The 22,905-nt window shown below is 65.6% G+C and carries 25 protein-coding genes, 4 tRNA genes and 1 pseudogene; 22 read left to right on the top strand and 8 right to left on the bottom strand.

The window, feature by feature from the left end; genetic code table 11:
* Nucleotides 1–9 precede the first annotated feature (9 nt).
* Nucleotides 10–1,557, top strand: a complete 1,548-nt coding sequence (locus tag KF871_RS18355) for a hypothetical protein (protein WP_291145960.1) — start codon at nt 10–12, stop codon at nt 1,555–1,557.
* An 18-nt stretch (nt 1,558–1,575) separates the two neighbouring features.
* On the opposite strand, the gene KF871_RS18350 is transcribed toward KF871_RS18355, so the two are convergent.
* The 6 genes from KF871_RS18350 to apaG all read right to left on the bottom strand — a co-directional run bounded on the left by KF871_RS18350 (nt 1,576) and on the right by apaG (nt 6,861).
* A complete protein-coding gene (locus KF871_RS18350) occupies nt 1,576–2,205 on the bottom strand; it encodes a hypothetical protein (protein WP_291145957.1) in 630 nt (209 codons plus the stop codon).
* 20 nt (nt 2,206–2,225) lie between these two features.
* Nucleotides 2,226–2,795, bottom strand: a complete 570-nt coding sequence (locus KF871_RS18345; protein ID WP_291145955.1) for a hypothetical protein — start codon at nt 2,793–2,795, stop codon at nt 2,226–2,228.
* 38 nt (nt 2,796–2,833) lie between these two features.
* On the bottom strand, nt 2,834–3,313 hold the full coding sequence (locus KF871_RS18340) for a hypothetical protein (protein WP_291145953.1): 480 nt from the start codon (nt 3,311–3,313) through the stop codon (nt 2,834–2,836).
* Nucleotides 3,314–3,480: 167 nt separating this feature from the next.
* Nucleotides 3,481–4,449, bottom strand: a complete 969-nt coding sequence (gene thiL, locus KF871_RS18335; protein WP_291145950.1) for a thiamine-phosphate kinase — start codon at nt 4,447–4,449, stop codon at nt 3,481–3,483.
* Nucleotides 4,442–6,445, bottom strand: a complete 2,004-nt coding sequence (locus KF871_RS18330; RefSeq protein ID WP_291145947.1) for a site-specific recombinase — start codon at nt 6,443–6,445, stop codon at nt 4,442–4,444. Before KF871_RS18330 ends, thiL begins: the two co-directional genes overlap by 8 nt.
* Nucleotides 6,446–6,459: 14 nt before the next feature.
* Entirely contained in the window at nt 6,460–6,861 is a 402-nt protein-coding gene (gene apaG / locus KF871_RS18325; protein ID WP_291145944.1) for a Co2+/Mg2+ efflux protein ApaG, read from the bottom strand.
* Nucleotides 6,862–6,927: 66 nt separating this feature from the next.
* On the opposite strand from apaG, the gene rpe reads away from it, so the two are divergent.
* The gene (gene rpe / locus KF871_RS18320) at nt 6,928–7,605 is read left to right on the top strand and encodes a ribulose-phosphate 3-epimerase (protein ID WP_291145942.1); all 678 of its coding nucleotides are present in this window, start codon (nt 6,928–6,930) and stop codon (nt 7,603–7,605) included.
* Between the two features lie 14 nt (nt 7,606–7,619).
* Complete coding sequence (gene gph, locus KF871_RS18315; protein ID WP_291145939.1) at nt 7,620–8,300, top strand: phosphoglycolate phosphatase; 681 nt, start codon at nt 7,620–7,622, stop codon at nt 8,298–8,300.
* Here the strand turns inward: gph and KF871_RS18310 are convergent.
* Nucleotides 8,294–9,421, bottom strand: coding sequence for an ABC transporter substrate-binding protein (locus KF871_RS18310; protein WP_291145936.1), 1,128 nt, complete (start codon nt 9,419–9,421; stop codon nt 8,294–8,296). The two genes, gph and KF871_RS18310, sit on opposite strands and share 7 nt — an antisense overlap.
* A gap of 123 nt (nt 9,422–9,544) precedes the next feature.
* Complete coding sequence (locus tag KF871_RS18305; protein ID WP_291145933.1) at nt 9,545–10,135, bottom strand: chalcone isomerase family protein; 591 nt, start codon at nt 10,133–10,135, stop codon at nt 9,545–9,547.
* A 429-nt stretch (nt 10,136–10,564) separates the two neighbouring features.
* Here KF871_RS18305 and trpE point away from each other — a divergent pair, with 429 nt between their 5' ends.
* From trpE to rpoB, 19 genes and pseudogenes are all read left to right on the top strand, one after another.
* The gene (gene trpE, locus KF871_RS18300) at nt 10,565–12,064 is read left to right on the top strand and encodes an anthranilate synthase component I (RefSeq protein ID WP_291145930.1); all 1,500 of its coding nucleotides are present in this window, start codon (nt 10,565–10,567) and stop codon (nt 12,062–12,064) included.
* Entirely contained in the window at nt 12,061–12,657 is a 597-nt protein-coding gene (locus KF871_RS18295) for an aminodeoxychorismate/anthranilate synthase component II (RefSeq protein ID WP_291145927.1), read from the top strand. Before trpE ends, KF871_RS18295 begins: the two co-directional genes overlap by 4 nt.
* On the top strand, nt 12,654–13,727 hold the full coding sequence (gene ltaE, locus KF871_RS18290) for a low-specificity L-threonine aldolase (protein WP_291145924.1): 1,074 nt from the start codon (nt 12,654–12,656) through the stop codon (nt 13,725–13,727). Before KF871_RS18295 ends, ltaE begins: the two co-directional genes overlap by 4 nt.
* 12 nt (nt 13,728–13,739) lie before the next feature.
* Complete coding sequence (locus KF871_RS18285; RefSeq protein ID WP_291145922.1) at nt 13,740–14,384, top strand: LysE family translocator; 645 nt, start codon at nt 13,740–13,742, stop codon at nt 14,382–14,384.
* Nucleotides 14,385–14,396: 12 nt separating this feature from the next.
* The gene (gene trpD, locus KF871_RS18280; protein WP_291145919.1) at nt 14,397–15,446 is read left to right on the top strand and encodes an anthranilate phosphoribosyltransferase; all 1,050 of its coding nucleotides are present in this window, start codon (nt 14,397–14,399) and stop codon (nt 15,444–15,446) included.
* Nucleotides 15,447–15,456: 10 nt separating this feature from the next.
* Nucleotides 15,457–16,257, top strand: coding sequence for an indole-3-glycerol phosphate synthase TrpC (gene trpC / locus KF871_RS18275; RefSeq protein WP_291145916.1), 801 nt, complete (start codon nt 15,457–15,459; stop codon nt 16,255–16,257).
* The gene (locus KF871_RS18270) at nt 16,254–16,943 is read left to right on the top strand and encodes a uracil-DNA glycosylase (RefSeq protein ID WP_291145913.1); all 690 of its coding nucleotides are present in this window, start codon (nt 16,254–16,256) and stop codon (nt 16,941–16,943) included. The genes trpC and KF871_RS18270 overlap by 4 nt, the downstream gene beginning before the upstream one ends.
* Nucleotides 16,944–17,005: 62 nt before the next feature.
* A tRNA-Tyr gene (locus tag KF871_RS18265) sits at nt 17,006–17,091 on the top strand.
* Nucleotides 17,092–17,120: 29 nt separating this feature from the next.
* Nucleotides 17,121–17,194: transfer RNA gene (locus KF871_RS18260), tRNA-Gly, on the top strand.
* A 56-nt stretch (nt 17,195–17,250) separates the two neighbouring features.
* Nucleotides 17,251–17,325: transfer RNA gene (locus tag KF871_RS18255), tRNA-Thr, on the top strand.
* A gap of 45 nt (nt 17,326–17,370) precedes the next feature.
* Nucleotides 17,371–18,561, top strand: coding sequence for an elongation factor Tu (gene tuf, locus KF871_RS18250; protein WP_291136524.1), 1,191 nt, complete (start codon nt 17,371–17,373; stop codon nt 18,559–18,561).
* A gap of 30 nt (nt 18,562–18,591) precedes the next feature.
* Nucleotides 18,592–18,667: transfer RNA gene (locus KF871_RS18245), tRNA-Trp, on the top strand.
* A gap of 146 nt (nt 18,668–18,813) precedes the next feature.
* On the top strand, nt 18,814–19,197 hold the full coding sequence (gene secE / locus KF871_RS18240) for a preprotein translocase subunit SecE (RefSeq protein WP_291145910.1): 384 nt from the start codon (nt 18,814–18,816) through the stop codon (nt 19,195–19,197).
* Between the two features lie 3 nt (nt 19,198–19,200).
* Entirely contained in the window at nt 19,201–19,776 is a 576-nt protein-coding gene (gene nusG, locus KF871_RS18235; protein WP_291145907.1) for a transcription termination/antitermination protein NusG, read from the top strand.
* A 112-nt stretch (nt 19,777–19,888) separates the two neighbouring features.
* Entirely contained in the window at nt 19,889–20,320 is a 432-nt protein-coding gene (gene rplK, locus KF871_RS18230; protein ID WP_070400499.1) for a 50S ribosomal protein L11, read from the top strand.
* Nucleotides 20,321–21,016 (top strand): 50S ribosomal protein L1, encoded by a 696-nt coding sequence (rplA, locus tag KF871_RS18225; RefSeq protein WP_291145902.1) that lies wholly within the window; start codon nt 20,321–20,323, stop codon nt 21,014–21,016. It begins immediately after the preceding gene.
* A 248-nt stretch (nt 21,017–21,264) separates the two neighbouring features.
* Nucleotides 21,265–21,771: a 50S ribosomal protein L10 gene (rplJ, locus tag KF871_RS18220; RefSeq protein WP_291145899.1), complete on the top strand. Its 507-nt coding sequence runs from the start codon at nt 21,265–21,267 to the stop codon at nt 21,769–21,771.
* Between the two features lie 46 nt (nt 21,772–21,817).
* The gene (gene rplL / locus KF871_RS18215) at nt 21,818–22,198 is read left to right on the top strand and encodes a 50S ribosomal protein L7/L12 (protein WP_291145896.1); all 381 of its coding nucleotides are present in this window, start codon (nt 21,818–21,820) and stop codon (nt 22,196–22,198) included.
* Nucleotides 22,199–22,455: 257 nt separating this feature from the next.
* Nucleotides 22,456–22,905, top strand: a pseudogene (gene rpoB / locus KF871_RS18210) (DNA-directed RNA polymerase subunit beta); the annotation flags it as partial.

The following is a 22,905-nucleotide window of genomic DNA, read 5'->3' as shown; positions in this document are numbered from 1 at the left end:
AGGCAGACCTTGAACTCGGGAGCCATCCTCACGGCCTTGCTGCTGGGCGTGCTGATCGCGGTGGTGGCGGCCTGGCTCATCGGCGGCCTGTACCGGCGTCGCATGCTCGCGCTCATGCGGCTGACGCCAAACACGCCGGCTGCGCGCGGTGCCACAACGCCTGGCACGCAGACACCGTCGCAGCCGCGCACACCGTTGCCCGGTGCGCATCGACTGCATCGCGCCATGCGACGCCAGATGCTCGCGCTCACTGGCGTTGGTCTGCTCATCGGCCTCACCCATGCCGCTTTGGCCCTGGCGCTGCTGTACGGCGAGGGCCTGCTGACGCCGGGGCGCTGGCTCACGCTGGGGCTGGTGTACGCGTGGCCCCTGGTGCTGACCTGGGGGTTGCTGTGGCGCTGGAGCTGGACGCGCACCTGGCTGGCGGTGGGCGTGTACCTGCTGGTGATGTTGCTGCTGGTGCGCTGGCGCTCGGTCGAGCCCTTGTCGCTGGGCAGCAGCGCGGGCTGGCTGGCCGGACTGGTGGCTTTGCCGGCGGTGGTCAGTCTGTTGATCGGCGCCAGTGGGCGCATTCGCGCCATCGCGCCGTACCTGCTGCCGATCGGGCTGTTGTGGTCGGCCGGCACGCTGGCGGTGCAGCTGTGGCAGCTTGACGGCTTGGGGTCGCCGCCGGCGTGGTTGCTCTGGCTGGTGGGCGTGCTGGGCGCCTGGCCAAGCATCGTGCTGCTGGCGGTGTTGCCGTGGCTGGTGCTGGCCTGGCCGGCCTGGTGGCTGGCGCGTGTGCTGGCGCAGGCCTACCAGGCACAGCGCTTTTCGGACCTGGGCTTTCTCGTGGCGGCGTATTGGGCGGTGGTGTTGTCGGCCAGCGCGCTGCCATCGCTGCAAGGCAGCGGCTGGGTCGGCCTGGTCACGCTGCTGCCCTGGTTGTGGTTGCCGTTGATGCAGTGGGCCATGCGCGCATGGCTGCGGCCGCAGGGCACGCCCGCCACGCTGCTGGTGCTGCGGGTGTTCCAGCAGGACGCAGCGGTGCAGGTGCTGTTCGATCGCGTCATTGAGCGCTGGCGCCTGGTGGGGCGTACGGTGCTGATCGCGGGCACCGACCTGCTCAGCCGCACCATCGACCCCGACGACGTCTTCACCTTCCTCAATGGGCGTTTGAACGAGCGCTTCATTGGCGACGCCGAGCAGCTGTGGCGGCGCGAAGACGCCATGCGCACGGACCCCGACCCCGATGGCCGCTACCGGGTGGAGGAGTGCTACTGCCACGACAACACCTGGCAACTGGCGCTGAACGCCCTGGTCGGGCGCGCCGACATCGTGCTCATGGACCTGCGCGGCTTTCAGGCCCACAACCAAGGGTGCCGCCACGAGCTGACGGTGCTGGCCGCGGCCGGGCATCTGCAGCGCGTGGTGGTGCTGGTGGACGGGCACACCGATCGGGCCACGGCCGAAGCGGATGCCGTTTCAGCGCCCGCTGGGCGCTTCGTCTGGGTGACTTGCGAACGGCTGGACGAGCGCGGCGTGCGGGTGGTGGTGGCGGCGTTGGCGGGCGAATGAGGCCAGCGCCGCTGCCGATCAATGCGCGGGCTGCTCGGCCTGGGTGGTGGTCCAGCGGCGCACGTTGTCGGCCTGTGCCTGCAGCGCGTTGATCAGCTTGGTCAGCACGTCCTGTGCGGCGCGTTTGGACGACAGCGAGAAATCGCTCTTGAACTCATCGAACTCCGCGCGCCCTTCGCCCTGCGCGCGCACCTTGGCCGATGGCGTCGTGCGACCCGCGTCGGTCAGGCTCAGCTCGACCGTGATCGTGAAGATCGTGGGTGGCCAGGTGAACAGGCTGGGCGAGTAGGACGTGGTGGTGATGGTCGGGATCACCACCAGCGTGGCCGGATCGTTGCCCACGCGCGGGTCGTTGAGGCTGGTGGCGACGCGGGTCTGGGCAAACACCTCGTTCAAGGCCACATACAGGCCGGACTGCATGTCCTTGTAGGGCTTGTAGCTGACTTTGTCGCCGCCGCCACCAGGACTCACGACCTCTTGCGCCAGTTGGGCCTCCGTCATGACGAGAACGGCGGTGCGGTCGACCTTTTGTCCGGTGCCCAGGCCCATCAAAGGCGCTGTGTCGGCCGTGAGCGAGATCGGGTGGGCGCAGCCCACGAGGGCCGCCACAACAGGCAGGGCCATCAGGAGCAGGAAACGCTTGAGCATGGGAGTGCCTTTCGAGGGTGTTATTGGAGGGCGGCGACGAACCGGGGGTCCGACCACAGTGCTTTCAACAGCATTTGCACCAGGGCGGGGTACTGCTGTTGGGCTTTGGGAATGGCGATGGCGCCCATGAGGGAGGAATCCCAACTGGCCTCGGCGCGCTTGACGGCGTCGTAGCGCACCTGCCCGGCCGATCGCACCACGAACCGTGCTTCTACGTAGCCGCTGTTGGTCGAGATGCCGGCGGCGGCGATGTCATTGCCCACCAACGTTCCCGAGATCTCGATCGTGGACTTCGGGTCGAGCTTGCCAGCGAGGTGCAGCTCCTGGCGAAGCGCCTGCGCCAGATAGGCCGCGTAGTCGCTGCCCACGGAGGATTCCATGCTGGCGCCGCGCAGCCCGATGCGTGTTCCGCTGTCGAGACCAGCCCCGACCACGAAACTGCCCAGCGCAACAGGCCGGGCGCCGCTGTGGCGCGCCAGGTCGATGTTGTCCACGCTGGGGGCATAGGGCGGCGTGCGGATGGCGCAGCCATGGAGCAGCGCGGCGAACAGCACCAGCGTCAGGGTGAGGATGCGACGGGACAGGGGCATTTGAGGGCCTCGGGTGGTTGGGAAGGGAATATGTGCCGTCATGGCTTGTTGGGCGTGGGCGGTTGCCCGAGCAGCGGTTGGCCGTCCACTTCGTCGCGCCGGTCGTAGACGCGTGTTTCGCCGACAACCAGTCGAACCCAGGTGGGGTAGGTGTAGGCGCGGGCGTTGCTGTGGTCGACGATGGCGCCCACGCCACCGCCAAAGAAGATGTTGCCGGCTAGGCCGACATTGGCGCGCGAAATCAGCGTGCCAGTGGCCTCGCTCTGACCGTTGGCGCGGCAAGTGACGTGGATGTCGTCGCGTCCACGCAGGGCGGGCATGGTTTCGCCGGACCAGACCTGGATCTGTTGGGCGCCGCGGATCAGCGTGCAGGGGGCGCCGTCGACGAGGCGGCCGTCGGCTTGAGCCAACTCGATGCGCAGCGGGTGGGTGTCGTCGTTGACGAAGCTGGCACACCCCGCCAGCAATGCAGCGGCCGCACAGCAGGCACAGAACGGCAACCGCAAACGGGAAGGCATCTCATCTCCTCGGCCGGCGTTCTGTCGAGGCGGTGTGTCCCGCAGCGAAGGCTCGGCAATGCACGGATGCTAGGGGATGCTCGACCCGTTGCGCATGATGTTTGTCAAAGCTGGTGCGTTGGCGCGACGCCTGGCGCGGGCGCGACAGCCAAAGTCGCGACTCGCTGTCAGTGGCTGCCGAAGTGATCGAAGCCGAGCGGCTGCGCCAGACGCGATTGCCCCGTCGCGTCGATCAGGCGAAGCCCCTCCGCCGGGACCAGTCGACCAATGCGCGTCACGTTCAGGCCCAGCTCGGTACCGATCCGATCAATGTGCGGCGCGCTGGCCGTGCTCGCGCTGAACAGCAACTCGTAGTCGTCCCCCCCGGCCACCATGCAGTCCAGGCGGTGTCTCTCATCCAGGCCGCGCAACGCGGGCGCCACCGGCAGCGCGTCCACAAAGACGTCAGCCCCCACGCCACTGGCCCGCAGGATGTGGCCCAGATCGCCCAGCAGGCCGTCGCTCACGTCCAGTGCGGCGTGCACGCCGTCGATTCCCGCCAGTGCCTGCCCCAGTGCGAGGCGCGGTGTGGGGCGGTCCATGCGCTCGGCCACCGAGGCCAGATCGCCCCGGGCCCAGGCTTCGCCGCGGCGCAGGGCCAGCGCCAGGCGTGCCTCGCCGGTGCGGCCACTGAGCCAGAGATCGTCGCCGGGCAGGGCTGCGTCGCGTCGCAGTGCGCGCCCGGGCAGCACCTCGCCAAAGACGGTGATGCACAGGTTGAGTGGGCCGCGCGTGGTGTCGCCACCCACCAACGGGCAGGCGCAGGCATCGGCCAGGGCGAACAGACCTTTGGCAAAGCCGGCCAGCCAGGTGTCGTCGGCTTCTGGCAATGCCAGGGCGAGGGTGAAGCCGATGGGGCGGGCGCCCATCGCGGCGAGGTCGGAGAGGTTGACCGCCAGCGCCTTGTGGCCCAGGCGCTCGGGATCGGCGCCAGGGAAGAAGTGTCGACCCTCGACCAACATGTCGCTGCTGATCACCAACTGGTGCCCGGGTGTGGGTTGCAGCAGCGCGCCGTCGTCGCCGACGCCCAGCACCACCGCACTGCCGCTCGGTGCCGCGCGCGTGAAGTGGCGCGCGATGAGGTCGAACTCACCCATGGGTGCCGCCGGGGCTGTCGGGCGCCGCGTCGTCGTCGGGCTCGGTGCGTACGCGCCACGGCAGCACAAAGCTCAATGGGGCCGAGCGCAACCGCCGGCGAATGGCCGCGCCAATGAGCTGGCGGTTGGTGGTGCTGATGGCTTGTGCCTGCAGGGCCAGCCGAAAGGCCAGGTAGAAGCTCACGGTGAGGTTGATCGGGCCGATGAGCGCCACACCGGCCACGGCCCACCAGAACGCGGGCAACCGCAGCACATCGGTGCCCAGCGCGAACGCTGCGGCGGTGACCTGCCCGGCCGACAGCGTGACGTGGCGTACCTGCAGGCCCAGACCGAAGAACTCGGCAATCACCGGCAGCAGGCCGAGCATGAAGCCCAACGAGATGTTGGCGGCCAGACCCGAGATGTTGTTGCGCAGCACGCCGGCCCAGCGCTGCGCGCGCGCCTTGCCCAGCACGCGGGTGAAGCGCGGGTTGTGCGCCAGGGCCGAATCCAGCCGGTGAAACACGAACCCGTTCTCGACCCACCCGGCGATGATGCTGCTGGCAAACAGCAGTACGCCGGTGAAGGCGGCAAAGATGACGGTGGGCCCGAGCAGGTGGTGATCGTCCAGCGTGTGATGGGCCTTGTCGGCATCGATCATGGGTGTGCCGGTCACGAACTGCAGTGCCAAGCTGAGCAGCGCCACGGTGGGAATCACCAGGCCGATGTTGCCGAGGATGGACGCGATCTGCGAGCGGATGAGGTTGGCGACTTCGTCGACGAAGCGGCGCACCGCCCCCGTGGCCTTGATGTCCTTGAGCTTGGCCACCATGGCCGGCGCGGTGACGGCGGGCTGCTTGGTGGCAACCGTCCAGTGCAGCAGCATGATGAGCACGAAGCTGGCCGCGTAATTGAAACCTGCCGCAAAGCCCGACCAGAAGGCGGACAGGCCGAGCCCGACCAGCCCGAACTTGAGCCAGGTGGTGAAGCCCAGCACGAAGCCGCCACCGGCGGCCTTGCGCAGCATGCCCAGGTACTCGGCGCCGTTGCGGGTGATGTAGTGCTCGCCACTCTCAGCGCTGCGCTCGGCGACCTTGGCCGCGGTGAGGTGCGAACTGCTGGCCACGAGCGCGCGCACGCTGCGGTTGTCGATGCCGATCTGCACCAGGTCACCCAGCAGCGCGGCGTTGGCACGGCCGGGCTTGTCAGACAGCAGGCAGTCCAGCAACTGCTTGATGCGCACGATGTGCTCGCGCATCTGGCGAAGGCGGAACACGATGCCGACCGACACGCCGTGTTCCTCGAGGTGGTGGTACACGGTGTAGGCGGCATGCCGGCATTCGTCGAGCTGCTCGCGCAAGCGTTCGGCCGCCTGCGCGGCTTCCTCGCTGTGCGTGCCGTGCACCCGCACTTCGCGCCGCAGGCCTTCCAGGGTGGAGGGCAGTTCGTGAAAGGGCTTTTCGGCTTTGGCCGTGTCCGACATGCGGATGCGGATCTCGGAGGCGAAGCCGGTGGCGCTGACCTGGCTCACACAGAAGGTGAGCGCGTCCATCAGGGCGTCGTTCCAGACCTGCGTGGCGCCGTCGGGCAGCAACTGGCCCAGGCGCTGCAGCGTGTGGGTGTCGAGCGCCTTGATCCAGTGCACGTCGGCACGCGCGGGCAGCAGCAGGGCGAAGAGCTCGGCCAGGTCGGTGGTCTCAGGCGTGCCGGGCAGGACCTTGTGGCGCAGCCGGTGCGCCAGCTCGCTCATGAACGCGCTGCGTGGGCCGAAGCCGAAGTCGGCCAGCAACGGCGTGATGTCGATGGCGCCAACGAAAACGCGCAGCCAGTCACGCCAACGCGCCTGCAGGGCCTCGTTGTGCTCCAGGGCTTCGACAAAGCTGCGCAGACGCGCCACGCTGGCGTTGACGTCGTTGCCTTCGCCGCGCACCCACGCCAGCGCGTCCACCAACCAGAGGTGGCGCTCGGCCAGGGGCGCGGCGGGATCAAGGGTGTCCAGCAGCGCCGGCAGGTCCATGGGCCGTGCGGGGGTCAATGCAGCACACGGGAGGCGGCGTCGCCACCGCCCACGTCCAGCGCATGCAGGGCGAATTCGGGCACCGGGGACTCGAAGCGTTCGCCATCTTCGGCCACGCAGAAGAAGCTGCCGCGCATGCTGCCCGTGGGTGTGCGCAAGCGCGTACCGCTGGTGTACTGGAAGGACTCGCCAGGGCGCAGCAGGGGCTGGTGACCCACCACACCCAGGCCCTTGACCTCTTCGGTGTGGCCGAGGGCGTCTTCGATGATCCAGTGTCGGGCGATCAGTTGGGCCGTGGTGTCACCGGCGTTGGTGATCGTGATGGTGTAGGCGAAGGCGAACAGGTCCTCCTCGGGCGCGGATTGCTCGCTCAGGAACTGCGGCTCGGCCTCGCAGGCGAAGAGGTACTTGGGCATGGCGGCATGTTACCTGCGGCCTGAGACAATGCGCGCCAGTCCCGCCCGCTCCAGCCCCTGCACACCATGACCACCTACCGCATCGCACCCTCCATCCTCTCGGCCGACTTTGCCCGCCTGGGCGACGAGGTGAAGAACGTCGTTGCCGCCGGCGCCGACTGGATCCACTTCGACGTGATGGACAACCACTACGTGCCCAACCTCACGTTCGGCCCCATGGTGTGCCAGGCGCTCAAACCCCATGCCAAGACACCGGATGGGACTGCTGTCCCTATCGATGTGCATCTGATGGTGCAACCGGTGGACGCACTGGCCCAGGCCTTTGCCGATGCAGGGGCCGACCTCATCAGTTTTCATCCCGACGCCAGCACCCACGTGCACCGCAGTGTGCAGGCGATCAAGGCGCGTGGCATCAAGGCCGGCCTGACCTTCAACCCGGGCGCCTCGCTGGATGTGCTCGACTGGCTGATCGACGACATCGATCTGATCCTCATCATGAGCGTGAACCCGGGCTTTGGCGGTCAGGGCTTCATCGACTCGGCGTTGCGCAAGATCGAGCAGGCGCGCAAGCGCATCGAAGCCAGCGGCAAGGACATCCGGTTGGAAGTCGATGGTGGCATCAAGCCCGACAACATCCGACGCGTGGCCGACGCCGGTGCCGACACCTTCGTGGCCGGCAGCGCCATCTTCGGCAAGCCCGACTACAAGTCGGTCATCGACCAGATGCGTGTGGCACTCAAGTGAGTGCGGGGAGCCCGGTGGATGCCGTCATCGTGGACCTGGACGGCACGATGGTGGACACGTTGGGTGACTTTGATGCGGCGCTCAACGCAACGCTGCGCGATCTGGACCGCCCGACCGTGGCGCGCACCGACATCGAGCGCATGGTGGGCAAGGGCTCGATGCACCTGTTGCGCAGCGCGCTGGCGCACGGCGGGCTGGATGGGCCGTCGGTGGCGACGGTGCTGGACTCGGCCTGGGCGCACTACCAACGGCACTACCGTGCCGTCAACGGGCAGCACAGCGAGGTCTACCCAGGTGTTGTCGAGGGCTTGGTGGCTTTGCGAAAGCAAGGCCTTCGGCTGGCCTGCCTGACCAACAAGCCACTGGCCTTTGCACGCGAATTGCTGCGTACCAAGGCGCTCGATGTCCACTTCGCGCAGGTGTTTGGCGGTGACAGTTTTGCGCGCAGCAAACCCGACCCTTTGCCCGTGATCGAAACCTGCCGGGCGCTGGCGTCAGCGCCCGCGCGCACCCTGGTGGTGGGCGATTCACTCAACGACGCGCAGGCTGCTCGCGGCGCGGGGTGTCCGGTGGTGTTGGTGAGCTACGGGTACAACCACGGCGCACCGGTGCATGATGCCGGCGCCGATGCGGTGGTGGACCGGCTCGACGCGCTGCCTGCGTGGCTGGGCAGCGTCGATCGACGGCCTCAGTAGATCAAGCGGCCGTCGGCGGTCGCCACGCCGATGTCGACCCAGTGGCTGCCCTCGTTGCCCTTGCTGAAGTCGACGCGAAAGCCGCCAAGGTCCAGCTCACCCATGCGGTGCAGCGATTCGCCCAGCGCGGTGGGCGTCAGTGCTCGGGACTTGCGCGCGGCTTCCGTGAACACCTGTGCCGTCAGGTAACCCTCGAGGTGAAAGGGCGTGTAGGTCTTGAGGTCCTGGTGCGTGCGTTGCATCGACGCGCGAAACGCGCGCTGCAGCGGCAGGGTCACACCGTTCGGGTTGGGGAAGGTCTGCGCAATGCCCACGCCGCGTGCACCGGCGCCGGCCAGGGCTTTGAGCGCAGGCGCCGGCAGGTACGACAGCGAGAAGATCTGTTGCGACATGCCGGCGGCCCGCAGGGCGGCAACGGCCTGACCCATGAACTTGGGCGCGCCGATGACCAGCGCCGCGTGCGGATTGCTTTCCACGAGGTTGCCGGCGGCTTTTTCCAGGTCGGCCACGGCCGGGCTCGACTGCGCGCCCGATACCTTCAGGTCCGTTCCTTGCGCCGCGGCCTGTGCGGAAGCCAGGCCCGAGGACCCCATGGGGATGTTCTGGTACAGCACCACCAATGAACGGATGTTCAGCGCCTGCGCGTGCGCCACGATCTTGCGGATCTGCTGCTCGTCGCCCGCGCGCACATGAAACAGCTTGGGGTGGCCGGGCTCGCGGATCACCGCCGCACCGGGGATGGCGTTGAGCACGATGACATCGGTGGTGTCCAGGACCTTGTTGTCGAGCATCTGCTTCAAGGTGCCGGAGCCGATGGGCGAGAACAGGGCGAGCGGCTTGCGTGCCATGGCCTCGGCCAGTCGCGCCTTGAAGCCGTCGTAGCTGTAGGCGTCGTCGTACTTGAGCAGGTTCACCTTTCGCCCGCCGACACCGCCCTTGCCGTTGATCTCGTCGAAGGCCGCCTGGGCGCCTTCGAAGAGCTCCTTGGCGTCGGGCGCCGGTAGCACGGTGAAGGGCGAAATCTGGGCGACCGTGATCTCGTTGGATTCCTGGGCGCGAACAAACAGCGGGGTGGCGGTGGCGGCAGCGGCTGCGGCCTGAAGGACGTGACGACGGCGCATGGGATGTAAGGACTTGGTACGGAGTTTTGAGTACTCCGTACCGTACCTAGGAAGTCGTCGGACTTCGACCCCGAACCGGCTTCGGCTGGATGGCCGGCGCCCCTCCCACGGCGGGCGGTTGCCCTATCGGGTTTTCCCTAGGAGGGCGTCCTTGAGGCGCCAGTCGGCCGGTTTGGGGCCGAGCCAGATGCGCATCAGCGCGTTGAAGAACTCGGGCTCCTTGAACGGCGCGCCTTCCACCTGGCCGCGCACGGTGAGGATGGTGCCGGTGCCTGGCACCCAGTCGACCTGGAAGGCATCACCCTTGTTCAGCCGCTTGTACTCCGCAAAGATCTGGCTCATGCGCAGCACACCGGGGATGAGCTTGGAGAAGGCCGAGCGGTCCATGTTGTCTTCCATGCCACGCGAAAACAGCTTGCCCAGTTCGGCAGCGTCGATGTCGCGCAGCATGGTGATCGTCATGCGCTTGGCGCCCGGCGCGGCCAGCACGCCGTCGGGCGTGTCGGCCTTTTCGCTCAGGTACAGACCGGCCGTGTAGACCTGGAACACCGCCTTGTAGCGCACGCCGGCGCCGTTGAGGACAAGCGGGGAACCTGCCACGGTGACGCGGTCCTCCAGTGGCACACCACCGACCTCGACGGTGGCTGCGCCAGCCGACAGGCAGGCGAAGAGAGTGCTGGCCAGCGCCAGCACGCGCAGAGGCTTGAATGTCATGTGAAAACCCGAAAAAGCGAACGGTCGTTCGATATGCATGGATTGTCCTACCCCCACCCCTATCCTGTCATCGGGAAAGGCCGTAAACCAAAAGCTTGGCCGTGTGATGTCGCGCACGTCGCGGCGCCCGATGTGGTCCGATCGCCACGGTTCGCAGCGCGTCGGGCTGGCATCGGGCTTTGCTATAGTCCGCGCACCATGTCTTGTCCCGGCACGTTCATCTCTGGCTTTGCGCCGCGCCTTTTCGGCGGGGGAGCCTGGCCCTGGCGCAAGCCAGCCTGAACGCGCCTCTTCCCCTGCGGGTGCTGCTCGACCACCTGAGTCCAGCCCCCACCCGCTCTCCCCGTCGGTGCCCCATGCGCCGACCCGACAGGAACCCCCGGCCGCCCATTGCAACGTCAAGCGCGGCCCCGGACGGATGGACAGAACATGATCACCGAACTGGAATTCAAGAGCCTGGCCCAGCAGGGCTACAACCGCATCCCTTTGATGCTCGAGGCGTTTGCCGATCTCGAAACGCCTTTGTCCCTTTACCTGAAGCTCGCCCATGGGCGTGGTGATGGCCGCCACAGCTTTTTGCTGGAATCGGTGGTGGGTGGCGAGCGCTTTGGGCGCTACAGCTTCATCGGTCTTCCTGCGCGCACCTTGCTGCGCGCCACTGGCTTTGGCAGTGACGCTCGCACCGAGGTCGTGCGCGATGGCGAAGTGATCGAGACGGCCCATGGCAATCCGCTCGATTTCATCGCCGCGTACCAGCAGCGTTTCAAGGTGGCGCTGCGCCCGGGACTACCGCGTTTCTGCGGAGGGCTGGCGGGATATTTCGGCTACGACGCGGTGCGCTACATCGAGAAGAAGCTCGAGCAGTCCTGTCCGCCGGACACGCTGGGCTGCCCAGACATCCTGCTGCTGCAATGCGAAGAACTGGCCGTGATCGACAACCTGTCGGGCAAGCTCTACCTCATCGTCTACGCCGATCCGGGCCAGCCCGAGGCGTACAGCAGCGCCAAGAAGCGACTGCGTGAGCTCAAGGAATCGCTCAAGTACTCGGTGAGTGCGCCGCAGGTCAAGCCCTCGCAAAGCCATCCGGCCGAACGAGGTTTCGCCAAGGCCGACTACCTGAATGCGGTGGACCGCGCCAAGGAACTCATCGCCGCTGGCGATTTCATGCAGGTGCAGGTGGGTCAGCGCATCCAGAAGCGCTACACCGAGTCGCCGCTGTCGCTGTACCGCGCGCTGCGTTCGCTCAACCCGTCGCCCTACATGTACTACTACCACTTCGGCGACTTCCATGTGGTGGGGGCGAGTCCGGAGATCCTGGTGCGCCAGGAGCACACCGACGAGGGCCAGAAGGTGACGATCCGCCCACTGGCAGGCACCCGGCCCAGAGGTGCCACCCCGGAGAAGGACAAGGCCACCGAGGTCGAACTGATCAACGACCCCAAGGAGCGCGCCGAGCACGTGATGCTGATCGACCTGGCGCGCAACGACATCGGACGCATCGCGAAGATCGGCAGCGTGAAGGTGACCGAGGCCTTTGTGGTGGAGCGCTACAGCCATGTGATGCACATCGTGAGCAACGTCGAAGGCATCCTCAACGACGGCATGACCAACATGGACGTGCTCAAAGCCACCTTCCCCGCGGGCACCCTCACCGGCGCACCCAAGGTGCATGCGATGGAGCTGATCGACCAGCTGGAGCCGGTCAAGCGCGGCATCTACGGCGGCGCCTGCGGCTACCTCAGCTACGCCGGCGACATGGACGTGGCCATTGCCATTCGCACCGCCATCGTGAAAGACCAGACCCTGTACGTGCAGGCCGCAGCCGGCGTAGTGGCCGACTCGGTGCCCGAGATGGAATGGCGCGAAACCGAGCACAAGGCGCGTGCGCTGCTGCGCGCGGCCGAACTGGTCGAGGAAGGCCTGGAATGAGCGCCGCCGTCAAAGTCCTCATGGTGGACAACTACGATTCGTTCACCTTCAACATCGTGCAGTACCTGGGCGAGCTGGGTGCCGAGGTCACGGTGGTGCGCAACGATGAAATCACCGTCGACGAACTGCAGGCCCGTTTCGATGGCGGCCGCATCGATCGGCTCGTGATCTCGCCCGGCCCCTGTTCGCCGGCGGAGGCTGGCATCTCGGTGCCTGCCATCCGTCACTTCGCAGGCAAGCTGCCGATCCTGGGTGTGTGCCTTGGGCATCAAAGCATTGGCGCGGCCTTTGGCGGCACCATCGTGCGTGCGCAACAGCTCATGCACGGCAAGACCAGCGAGATCACCACCACGCGCCAGGGCGTGTTTGCCGGCTTGCCCGAGCGCTTCACGGTCAACCGCTACCACTCGCTGGCCATCCGCCGCAGCGACTGCCCGCCCGACCTTGAGGTCACCGCCTGGACCGACGATGGCGAAATCATGGGCGTGAAGCACAAGTCGCTGGACATCGAAGGGGTGCAGTTCCACCCCGAGAGCATCCTCACCGAGCACGGCCACGCGATGCTCAAGAACTTTCTGGAGCGAGCCCGATGAAGACCGTTGATCTGCGCAGCGACACCGTGACGCAGCCGACGCCTGCCATGCGCGAGGCCATGATGGCCGCGCCGCTGGGCGACGATGTGTTTGGCGATGATCCCTCGGTCAATGCGCTGCAGGACCAGATCGCCGCACTGACCGGCAAAGAGGCCGCGCTGTTCATGAGCAGCGGCACGCAAAGCAACCTGTGCGCCATGATGGCCCACTGCGGTCGTGGCGACGAATACATCGTGGGCCAGAACGCCCACACCTACCGCTACGAGGGCGGTGGCGCGGCGGTGCTGGGCAGCATCCAACCCCAACCGCTGGCACAGGACGCGCAAGGCCAGATGCGACTCGCCGACCTCGAAGCCGCGATCAAGCCCGACGACCCGCACTTTGCGCGCTCGCGCTTGCTCTGCCTGGAGAACACCTGGAATGGGCACCCCATGCCCGACGCCTACCTGGACAGCATGACCGCTCTGGCGCGCCAGCACGGTCTGGCCACCCACCTCGATGGCGCGCGGGTTTTCAACGCCGCGGTGGCGGCGGCCGGCGTCGGTGGGAATCCGTTGGCGGCATTGCGCGCCATCACCGACCGCTTCGACAGCGTGTCGGTCTGTTTCAGCAAGGGCCTGGGCGCGCCAGTGGGCTCGGCCCTGTGTGGCTCGCGCGAGCTGATCGATCGCGCACGCCGGTGGCGAAAGATGGTCGGCGGTGGTCTGCGTCAAGCGGGCTTGCTGGCGGCAGCTGCCAGCCACGCTCTGGACCACCACGTGAACCGCCTGGCCGACGATCACGCGCTGGCGCAGCGCCTGGCAAAGGGGCTGGCGGGCATCAATGGCATCACCGTGCGCACGGCGCAGACCAACATCGTCTTCGCCGACGTGGCCGACAACCGCGGCCCCGACCTGCTGGCGCACCTTGAGCGTCAGGGCGTGCTGGCCACCGGCCTCATCGGCCTGCGCTTTGTCACCCACCTGGGCGTGGACGCAGCCGGCGTCGATCGCGCCCTGGCGGCTGTGCGTGGCTTCTTCGATCAACCGGTGGCCGCGGGCAGTGCGTCACGCGGTCGCGCGGTTTATTGAGCGAGGCGCGCCATGCCCGATCTGCCGCAATTGCTTCTGTTCGTCGCGGCAGGTTGGCTGCTCAACCTCACGCCGGGACCGGACGTTCTGTACATCGTGAGTCATGGCCTGCGCAGCGGTGCGCGCGCCGGCATGGTGGCGGCGCTGGGCATCGTTGGCGGCTGCTTTGTGCACGTGTTTGCCGCAGCGGCCGGCTTGAGTGCGCTGCTGGCGACATCGGCCACCGCCTTCACCGTGCTCAAGTGGGTGGGTGCGGCCTACTTGCTTTGGATGGGTGTGAAGTTGCTGTTTTCGCGCGGCGCTCGTTTGAAGCTGGCCGAGGCGCCCGCGCCTGAGGCCGATTTGTGGGCCGTCTGGCGTCGGGGCTTTCTCACCAACGTGCTCAACCCCAAGGTCGCGCTGTTCTTTCTGGCCTTCGTGCCGCAGTTCATCCGACCCGATGCACCGCATCCGGCGCTCACGTTCCTGCTGCTGGGCGCGTTGTTCAACCTGAATTCGCTGCCCATCAATTTCGGCTACGCCTGGCTGGCCGCCTGGGCAGCACGACGTTTGCAGACGCTGCAGCGCGCCATGCGCTGGATGGACCGCGCCGCGGGCGTGCTGTTCATCGGCTTCGGTCTGCGCCTGGCCTTTTCCGATCACCCCGTCAGACCCTGAGGAGACACGACCATGGTTCAACGCGTGCACCACATCACCCCGCAGGAAGCGCTGCAGCGCACCATCGAGCACCGCGAGATCTTCCACGACGAGATGCTGCACCTCATGCGCCTCATCATGAGCGGCGAGATGTCGCCGGTGATGATGGCCGCACTCATCACCGGACTGCGCGTCAAGAAAGAGACCATCGGTGAGATCACGGCCGCCGCACAGGTGATGCGCGAGTTCTCCACCAAGGTGCATGTGGCCGACAAGACCCACCTGGTCGACATCGTGGGCACCGGCGGCGATGGCTCGCACACGTTCAACATCTCGACCTGCAGCATGTTCGTGGCCGCGGCTGCCGGGGCGCGCGTGAGCAAACATGGCGGGCGCAGCGTCTCCAGCAAGAGCGGCAGCGCCGATGTGCTCGAGAGCCTGGGAGTCAACATCAACCTGACGCCCGAGCAGATCGCTCGCTGCATTGAGCAGGTGGGCGTGGGCTTCATGTTCGCGCCCAACCACCACCCGGCCATGAAGAACGTGGCACCGGTCCGACGCGAGCTGGGCATCAAGACCATCTTCAACATCCTGGGGCCGCTCACCAATCCGGCGTCAGCGCCCAACATCCTGATGGGCGTGTTCCACCCCGACCTGGTGGGCATCCAGGTGCGTGCCCTGCAGCGTCTGGGTGCAGAGCACGCCGTGGTGGTCTATGGCCGTGACGGCATGGACGAGGTGTCGCTGGGTGCGGCCACCATGGTGGGTGAGTTGCGCAACGGCGAAGTGCAGGAATACGAAATTCACCCCGAAGACTTCGGCCTCACCATGGCGAGTAACCGCGCCTTGCGGGTGGAAACGCCTGAGGCTTCGCGCGAGATGCTGCTTGGCGTGCTGTCGTGTCGGGACGATCCCGCCCTCAAGGCGGCAAGTGAGATCGTGGTGCTCAACGCTGGGGTGGCGCTGTATGCCGCCAACGTCACACCCGATATCGAATCGGGTATTGCGCGCGCCCGGGAAGCGCTTACCTCCGGCGCTGCGCTTGCCCGGCTGGACCAGCTCAAGGCCTTCGGGTCGGCATGAGGACAACGCCATGAGTGACATCCTGAACCGGATCGTGGCCACCAAGCGCGCAGAAGTGGCCGCAGCGAAGAAGAAGAAGCCCCTGGACGTGGTGCGTGCCGACGCCGAAAGTCGCGTGCTTACGCGCGACTTTGAAGGTGCGCTGCGGGCCCGGATGGCCGCCGGCCAGGCCGCCGTGATCGCCGAGGTGAAGAAGGCCAGCCCCAGCAAGGGCGTGCTGCGCGAAGACTTCGTGCCCGCCGACATCGCCCAGAGCTACGCCGAGGGCGATGGGGTGGTGAGTGCGGCTTGCCTGTCGGTGCTGACCGATCGCGAGTATTTCCAGGGCTCGGCCGATTTCCTCAAGCAGGCGCGCGCGAGTTGCGATCTGCCTGTGCTGCGCAAGGACTTCCTGATCGACCCGTACCAGGTGTTCGAGGCCCGCGCGATGGGGGCTGACGCCATCCTGCTCATTGCCGCCTGCCTGGATGACGCGCAAATGGTGGAGTTCGAGGCCATCGCCCGCTCTTTGTCCATGGCGGTACTGGTGGAGGTCCACGATCGCGACGAACTGCATCGTGCGCTCAAGCTCAAGACGCCTCTGGTGGGCGTGAACAACCGCAACCTGCGGACCTTCGAGGTGTCGCTGCAAACCACTCTGGACCTGCTGCCCGACCTGCCGGCCGACCGGCTGGCGGTCACGGAATCCGGCATTCTGGCGCGCGCCGATGTGCAGACGATGCGTGCCGCTGGCGTCAACGCCTTCCTGGTCGGCGAAGCCTTCATGCGCGCCGACGAGCCCGGACTGGCCCTGGCCGAGCTGTTTGCGTGAAGCTGGTGGCGGCGGATCCCGCGCAATGGGCGGTGGCGCCGGGGTGGCGGCCTGTGGTCGATGCCTTCTGGCGCTCCGAGGACGGCCAGGCGTTGCGGCAGTTCTTGAGCGCGCGGCTGGCGTGCGGCGCCACGGTCTACCCAAACGAGCCCATGAGGGCGCTGTCCCTGACGTCGCCCGAGTCCGTGCGGGTGGTGATCCTGGGTCAGGACCCGTACCACGGTGCAGGCCAGGCCGAGGGGCTCGCGTTTTCGGTGGCTGATGGCCAGGCATGGCCGCCCAGTCTGCGCAATCTGTTTGTGGAGCGCCTGCGCGACCTCGGGTTGCCGCCGCCCATGAGTGGTTCCCTTGTCCGCTGGGCCGAGCAAGGGGTATTGCTGCTCAACACCAGTCTGACGGTGGAAGAGGGGGCCCCGGCCAGCCATGCGAAACAGGGTTGGGAAGTGCTCACTGACGCTTTGATTGCCCACACTTCCCAGACCGGAGGACGCAAGGTCTATCTGCTGTGGGGTGCGCACGCTCAAAAGAAGGCGCCACTGATCGATGCCCGCCATCACGTGCTGGTAGCCAACCACCCTTCACCGCTGGCGGCACGTCGGGGTCCTATGCCGTTCATTGGATGCGGGCACTTCGGCCTTGCCAACACGTGGCTTGAGCGTGAAGGGCTGGCGGCTGTGGATTGGTGACGAGCAGCTTGGGGTGCTGGCGAGCCGCCATATTTCCATGGCATAATCGCCGGCTGCGCTACGGAGGGGTGCCCGAGTGGCTAAAGGGGGCAGACTGTAAATCTGTTGGCTTACGCCTACGCTGGTTCGAATCCAGCCTCCTCCACCAAGCGCGACCGAGATGGCATGCCAGCCCGGGCGGGAGTAGTTCAATGGTAGAACCCCAGCCTTCCAAGCTGATGACGCGGGTTCGATTCCCGTCTCCCGCTCCATGTCCTGTCGGTGGTGAGTGAAGTTTCCGGGTGCTGACCAGGTGTCGGCACCCTTTGCCCATGTGGCTCAGTGGTAGAGCACTCCCTTGGTAAGGGAGAGGTCGCGGGTCCGATTCCCGCCATGGGCACCAGTTGCTTGATCGGTGTTTCGGCAATTTGTTTTTTGGAGCTAAGAAATGGCGAAGGAAAAATTCGAGCGGACCAAGCCTCACGTGAACGTGGGCACGATTGGTCACGTGGACCACGGCAAGACGACGCTGACGGCGGCGATCACGACGGTGCTGGCGAGCAAGTTCGGCGGTGCGGCCAAGGCCTACGACCAGATCGACGCGGCTCCGGAAGAAAAAGCGCGCGGCATCACGATCAACACCGCGCACGTGGAATACGAGACGGCCAACCGCCACTACGCCCACGTGGACTGCCCGGGCCACGCCGACTACGTGAAGAACATGATCACCGGTGCCGCCCAGATGGACGGCGCCATCCTGGTGTGCTCGGCCGCTGACGGCCCGATGCCCCAGACCCGCGAGCACATCCTGCTGGCGCGTCAGGTGGGCGTGCCCTACATCATCGTGTTCCTGAACAAGTGCGACATGGTGGACGACGCCGAACTGCTCGAGCTCGTCGAGATGGAAGTGCGTGAACTGCTGAGCAAGTACGACTTCCCTGGTGACGACACCCCCATCGTCAAAGGCTCGGCCAAGCTCGCCCTCGAAGGCGACAAGGGCGAACTCGGCGAAGGCGCCATCATGAAACTGGCCGAAGCACTGGACAGCTACATTCCCACGCCCGAGCGCGCGGTGGACGGCGCCTTCCTGATGCCCGTGGAAGACGTGTTCTCCATCTCGGGTCGCGGCACCGTGGTGACCGGTCGTATCGAGCGTGGCGTGGTCAAGGTCGGCGAAGAAATCGAGATCGTCGGTATCGCGGCCACCCAGAAGACCACCTGCACGGGCGTGGAAATGTTCCGCAAGCTGCTGGACCAGGGTCAGGCGGGCGACAACGTCGGTATCCTGCTGCGCGGCACCAAGCGCGAAGAAGTGCAGCGCGGCCAGGTGCTGTGCAAGCCCGGCTCCATCAAGCCGCACACGCACTTCACCGGTGAGGTGTACGTGCTCTCCAAGGACGAAGGTGGCCGTCACACGCCGTTCTTCAACAACTACCGTCCGCAGTTCTACTTCCGCACGACCGACGTCACGGGCTCCATCGAGCTGCCCAAGGACAAAGAGATGGTCATGCCCGGCGACAACGTGTCGATCACCGTCAAGCTGATCGCCCCGATCGCCATGGAAGAAGGCCTGCGCTTTGCCATCCGCGAAGGCGGCCGCACCGTCGGCGCCGGCGTCGTGGCCAAGATCATCGAGTAATCACCTGGACATCCAGGGCAACAGCCGCTTAGGGGTATAGCTCAATTGGCAGAGCGTCGGTCTCCAAAACCGAAGGTTGGGGGTTCGATTCCCTCTGCCCCTGCCACCTGACAGGAACCAAGGATCCATTTCAGGCTCTCCTGTTTCGTGGCAAACAAGCCCACCGAAGTCGTCAAGACCTCTGGTGGGCTTGCGTGTCTCATACCTTCGGGTGTCTGACGCGCTTTTTTGATAACCATCGTCTGAACCTTCATGGCCTCCACTGACGTTCAAACCGTTCACTCCGGTGCCGACAAGGCCAAGCTCGGCCTGTCGCTCGCGCTGGTGGTCGGCGGCTTCGTGGCTTTCTATCTGCTCGCGGGGCGTGGTGCCCTGGCGCAGTGGGGTGCGCTGATCGTCGCGTTGGCCGTGGCGGTGGGTGTTTTCGCTGTGTCCGAGTCCGGCAAGCAGCTGATTGCTTTTGGTCGCGACTCCTGGAAAGAGGTCAAGAAGGTCGTGTGGCCCGCCCGCAAGGAGGCCATTCAGATGACCGCCTACGTGTTCGCCTTCGTGGTGGTCATGGCCTTGTTCCTTTGGCTGACCGACAAAACCCTGGAATGGGTGTTCTACGACCTGATCCTGGGCTGGAGGAAGTAACCCATGACCGAACAACAAGCGCCCGTCTCCCAAACCCTGCCCACCGAGGGCATGCGCTGGTACGTCGTGCACGCCTACTCCGGCATGGAGAAGGCGGCCGAGCGCAACATCATCGAGCGCATCAATCGCGCTGGCATGCAAGACAAGTTCGGTCGCATCCTGGTGCCCACCGAAGAGGTGGTCGAGGTCAAGAACGGTCAGAAGCGCACCACCGAACGCAAGTTTTTCCCCGGCTATGTGTTGGTGGAAATGGTGATGGACGACGACACCTGGCACCTGATCAAGCACACCAACAAGGTCACCGGCTTTGTGGGTGGTGCGCGCAACCGCCCGGTGCCGATCTCCGAGGAAGACGTTCAGAAGATCGTCAGCCAGATGCAGGAAGGCACCGACAAGCCGCGCCACAAGGTGGAGTTCGTGGTTGGCGAATACGTGCGCGTCAAGGAAGGCCCTTTCACCGACTTCAACGGCACGGTCGAAGAGGTCAACTACGAGAAAAACAAGATGCGCGTGTCGGTGACCATTTTCGGTCGCGCCACGCCCGTCGAGCTCGAATTCAGTCAGGTCGAAAAGACCTGATGGCATCAGGCGCTGGTGGGTAGGCCCGACACCAGTGCTGAAGTTTTTCTCGGGCCCTCAACCGCGAGGAGGTGGCATGAACCCCACCGTTTGCACTCGCAGGAGCTGAAAAATGGCGAAGAAAATCGTCGGCTTCATCAAGCTGCAAGTGCCAGCTGGTAAGGCCAACCCCTCTCCCCCGATCGGTCCGGCGCTGGGTCAGCGCGGCCTGAACATCATGGAGTTCTGCAAGGCGTTCAACGCCCAGACCCAGGGCGTCGAGCCCGGTCTGCCGCTGCCCGTGGTGATCACGGCGTTTGCGGACAAGAGCTTCACCTTCATCATCAAGACGCCCCCGGCGACCACCTTGATCAAGAAGGCCATCAAGCTCGACAAGGGCTCCTCTGTGCCCAACAAGAACAAGGTCGGCAAGATCACCCGTGCCCAGCTCGAGGAAATCGCCAAGACCAAGATGAAAGACATGACCGCGGCCGATCTGGACGCCGCCGTCAAGACCATCGCCGGCTCTGCCCGTTCGATGGGCGTGATCGTGGAGGGCGTGTAAATGGCCAAGCTCACCAAAAAGCAGAAGTCCTTCGAAGGCAAGGTCGACAGCACCAAGCTGTACCCGCTGGGCGAAGCGCTGAGCATCATCAAGGACTGCGCCAACGCCAAGTTCGATGAATCCATCGACGTGGCCATCCAGCTGGGTGTGGACGCCAAGAAGTCGGATCAGGTGGTGCGCGGCGCCGTCGTGATGCCCAACGGCACCGGCAAGACCAAGCGCGTGGCAGTGTTCGCCCAGGGTGCCAAGGCCGAAGAAGCCAAGGCCGCTGGCGCCGACATCGTCGGCATGGACGACCTGGCTGCCGACGTGAAGGCCGGCAACATCAACTTCGATGTGGTCATCGCCTCGCCGGACGCCATGCGCGTCGTCGGTACCCTGGGCCAGGTGCTCGGCCCCCGTGGCCTGATGCCCAACCCCAAGGTCGGGACCGTGACGCCGGACGTCGCCACCGCCGTGAAGAACGCCAAAGCGGGTCAAGTCCAGTTCCGAGTCGACAAGGCGGGCATCGTGCACGGCACTATCGGCCGTCGCTCGTTCGACGCCGAGAAGCTGCAGGGCAACCTGCTGGCACTGATCGACGCCCTGAACAAGGCCAAGCCGGCCACCAGCAAGGGTGTGTACCTGCGCAAGCTCGCTGTCTCGTCGACCATGGGTGTGGGCGTCCGCGTGGACACCCAGTCCCTGTCGGCCTGATGGCATAACGAATTCGGGCGGCCTTGGCTGCCCGGGTGTGGTGGGTCCGACGTCGGTGGAAACACTGGCGTCGGGGCCATCCAAGACCGTTGGCGTGCGGCGCGAGCTGCACTTAATGCCCGCAAGGGGGCCAACGCAGATGGCGATCCCGCCGCTGAAAGAAATCCCAGGGTTTCGGACAACGGTTGAATCGCTGCAATGAGGCGTGTGGCGGGTGGCAACACCCCCGCACATTGAAGGAGTGAACCTTGAGTCTGAATCGCAGTGAGAAAGAAGCGGTCATCACCGAAGTGACCGGCCTCGCCGCCAAAGCTCAAACCCTCGTGATGGCGGAATACCGCGGCATCACGGTTGCCTCCATGGACCAACTGCGCGTGAGCGCCCGCAAGAGCGGTGTGAGCCTGAGTGTGTTGAAAAACACCCTGGCCCGCCGTGCGGTCGCCGGCAGTGCGTTCGAGGTGGCATCCGAAGAGATGACCGGCCCGCTCGTCTACGGCTTCTCCGAAGACGCCGTGGCCGCCGCGAAAGTGGTGGCCGATTTCGCGAAGACCAACGACAAGCTGGTCATTCGCGGTGGTGTCTACGCCGGCAAGAAGCTCGACGTCGAAGGTGTGAAGCAGCTGGCCAGCATCCCCTCGAAAGAGGTCCTGCTCGCGCAGCTGTGTGGCCTGCTCATGTCGCCGATCTCGCGCACCGCGGTGGTGCTCGGCGCGCTGGCCAAGCAAAAAGGCGAAGGCGAAACCGCTGCCGCCTGATGGCCGCAGCGTCCCGCAAACATCAACCGATTGATAGGAAACCCAAATGGCATTCGATAAAGACGCATTTCTGACCGCCCTGGACAGCATGTCGGTCATGGAACTCAACGAGCTGGTGAAAGCCATCGAAGAGAAATTCGGCGTGTCCGCCGCCGCCATGGCCGCTCCGGCCGCCGGCGGTGCTGCTGGTGGTGGCGCCGCTGCCGCTGAAGAGAAGACCGAGTTCAACGTCGTGCTGACCGAGGCTGGCGCCAACAAGGTGTCCGTCATCAAGGCCGTGCGCGAAATCACCGGTCTGGGCCTGAAAGAAGCCAAAGACCTGGTCGACGGCGCGCCCAAGAACGTGAAAGAAGGCATTGCCAAGGCCGACGCCGAAGCCGCCGTCAAGAAGCTGGTGGAAGCCGGCGCCAAGGCCGAGCTGAAGTAATCCGCTTGACCCCGCAGGCTGGAGTGCTCGAAAGGGCCTCCAGCCTTGTGTGCTTTCAGAGCACACCTGGAATCGCTGCTTCCCAGCCATTCCAAGTGTCTTCTGAACCCGACTGCAGAAGACCACTTGGTTCGGGCCCGCGTGCAATGCGTGGGCCGTCCGCCAATGGTTGGTAGAGGCCAGCCACCAAGCTCGTCGTCGCACGCCAGCGTGTGTGATCGACCGACAGTCGCCAAGACCTCAAGCCCGGAGATCTCATGGCATCGAAGTACTCATACACCGAACGCAAGCGCATCCGAAAAAGTTTCGGTACGCGCGAAAACGTGTTGGCCATTCCTTACCTGCTGCAGATGCAGAAGGACGCCTACACCGCCTTCCTGCAGGCGGAGGTGCCCCCCAAACAGCGCACCAACGAAGGTCTGCAGGCCGCGTTCACGGCGGCGTTCCCGATCGTCTCGCACAACGGCTTCGTCGAGATGAAGTTCGTCGAGTACAACCTGGCCAAACCCGCCTTTGATGTGCGTGAGTGCCAGACCCGTGGTCTGACCTTTGCCTCGGCAGTGCGCGCGCGCGTGCAGTTGATCATCTACGACCGTGAGTCTTCGACCCCGCAATCGAAGGTGGTCAAGGAAGTGAAAGAGCAAGAGGTCTACATGGGTGAAGTGCCCCTGATGACCGACAAGGGCTCCTTCATCATCAATGGCACC

The organism is Hydrogenophaga sp. (assembly GCF_019635465.1).
Classification (GTDB): Bacteria; Pseudomonadota; Gammaproteobacteria; order Burkholderiales; family Burkholderiaceae_C; genus Hydrogenophaga.
This window is presented reverse-complemented; position numbering and strand designations above follow the sequence as displayed.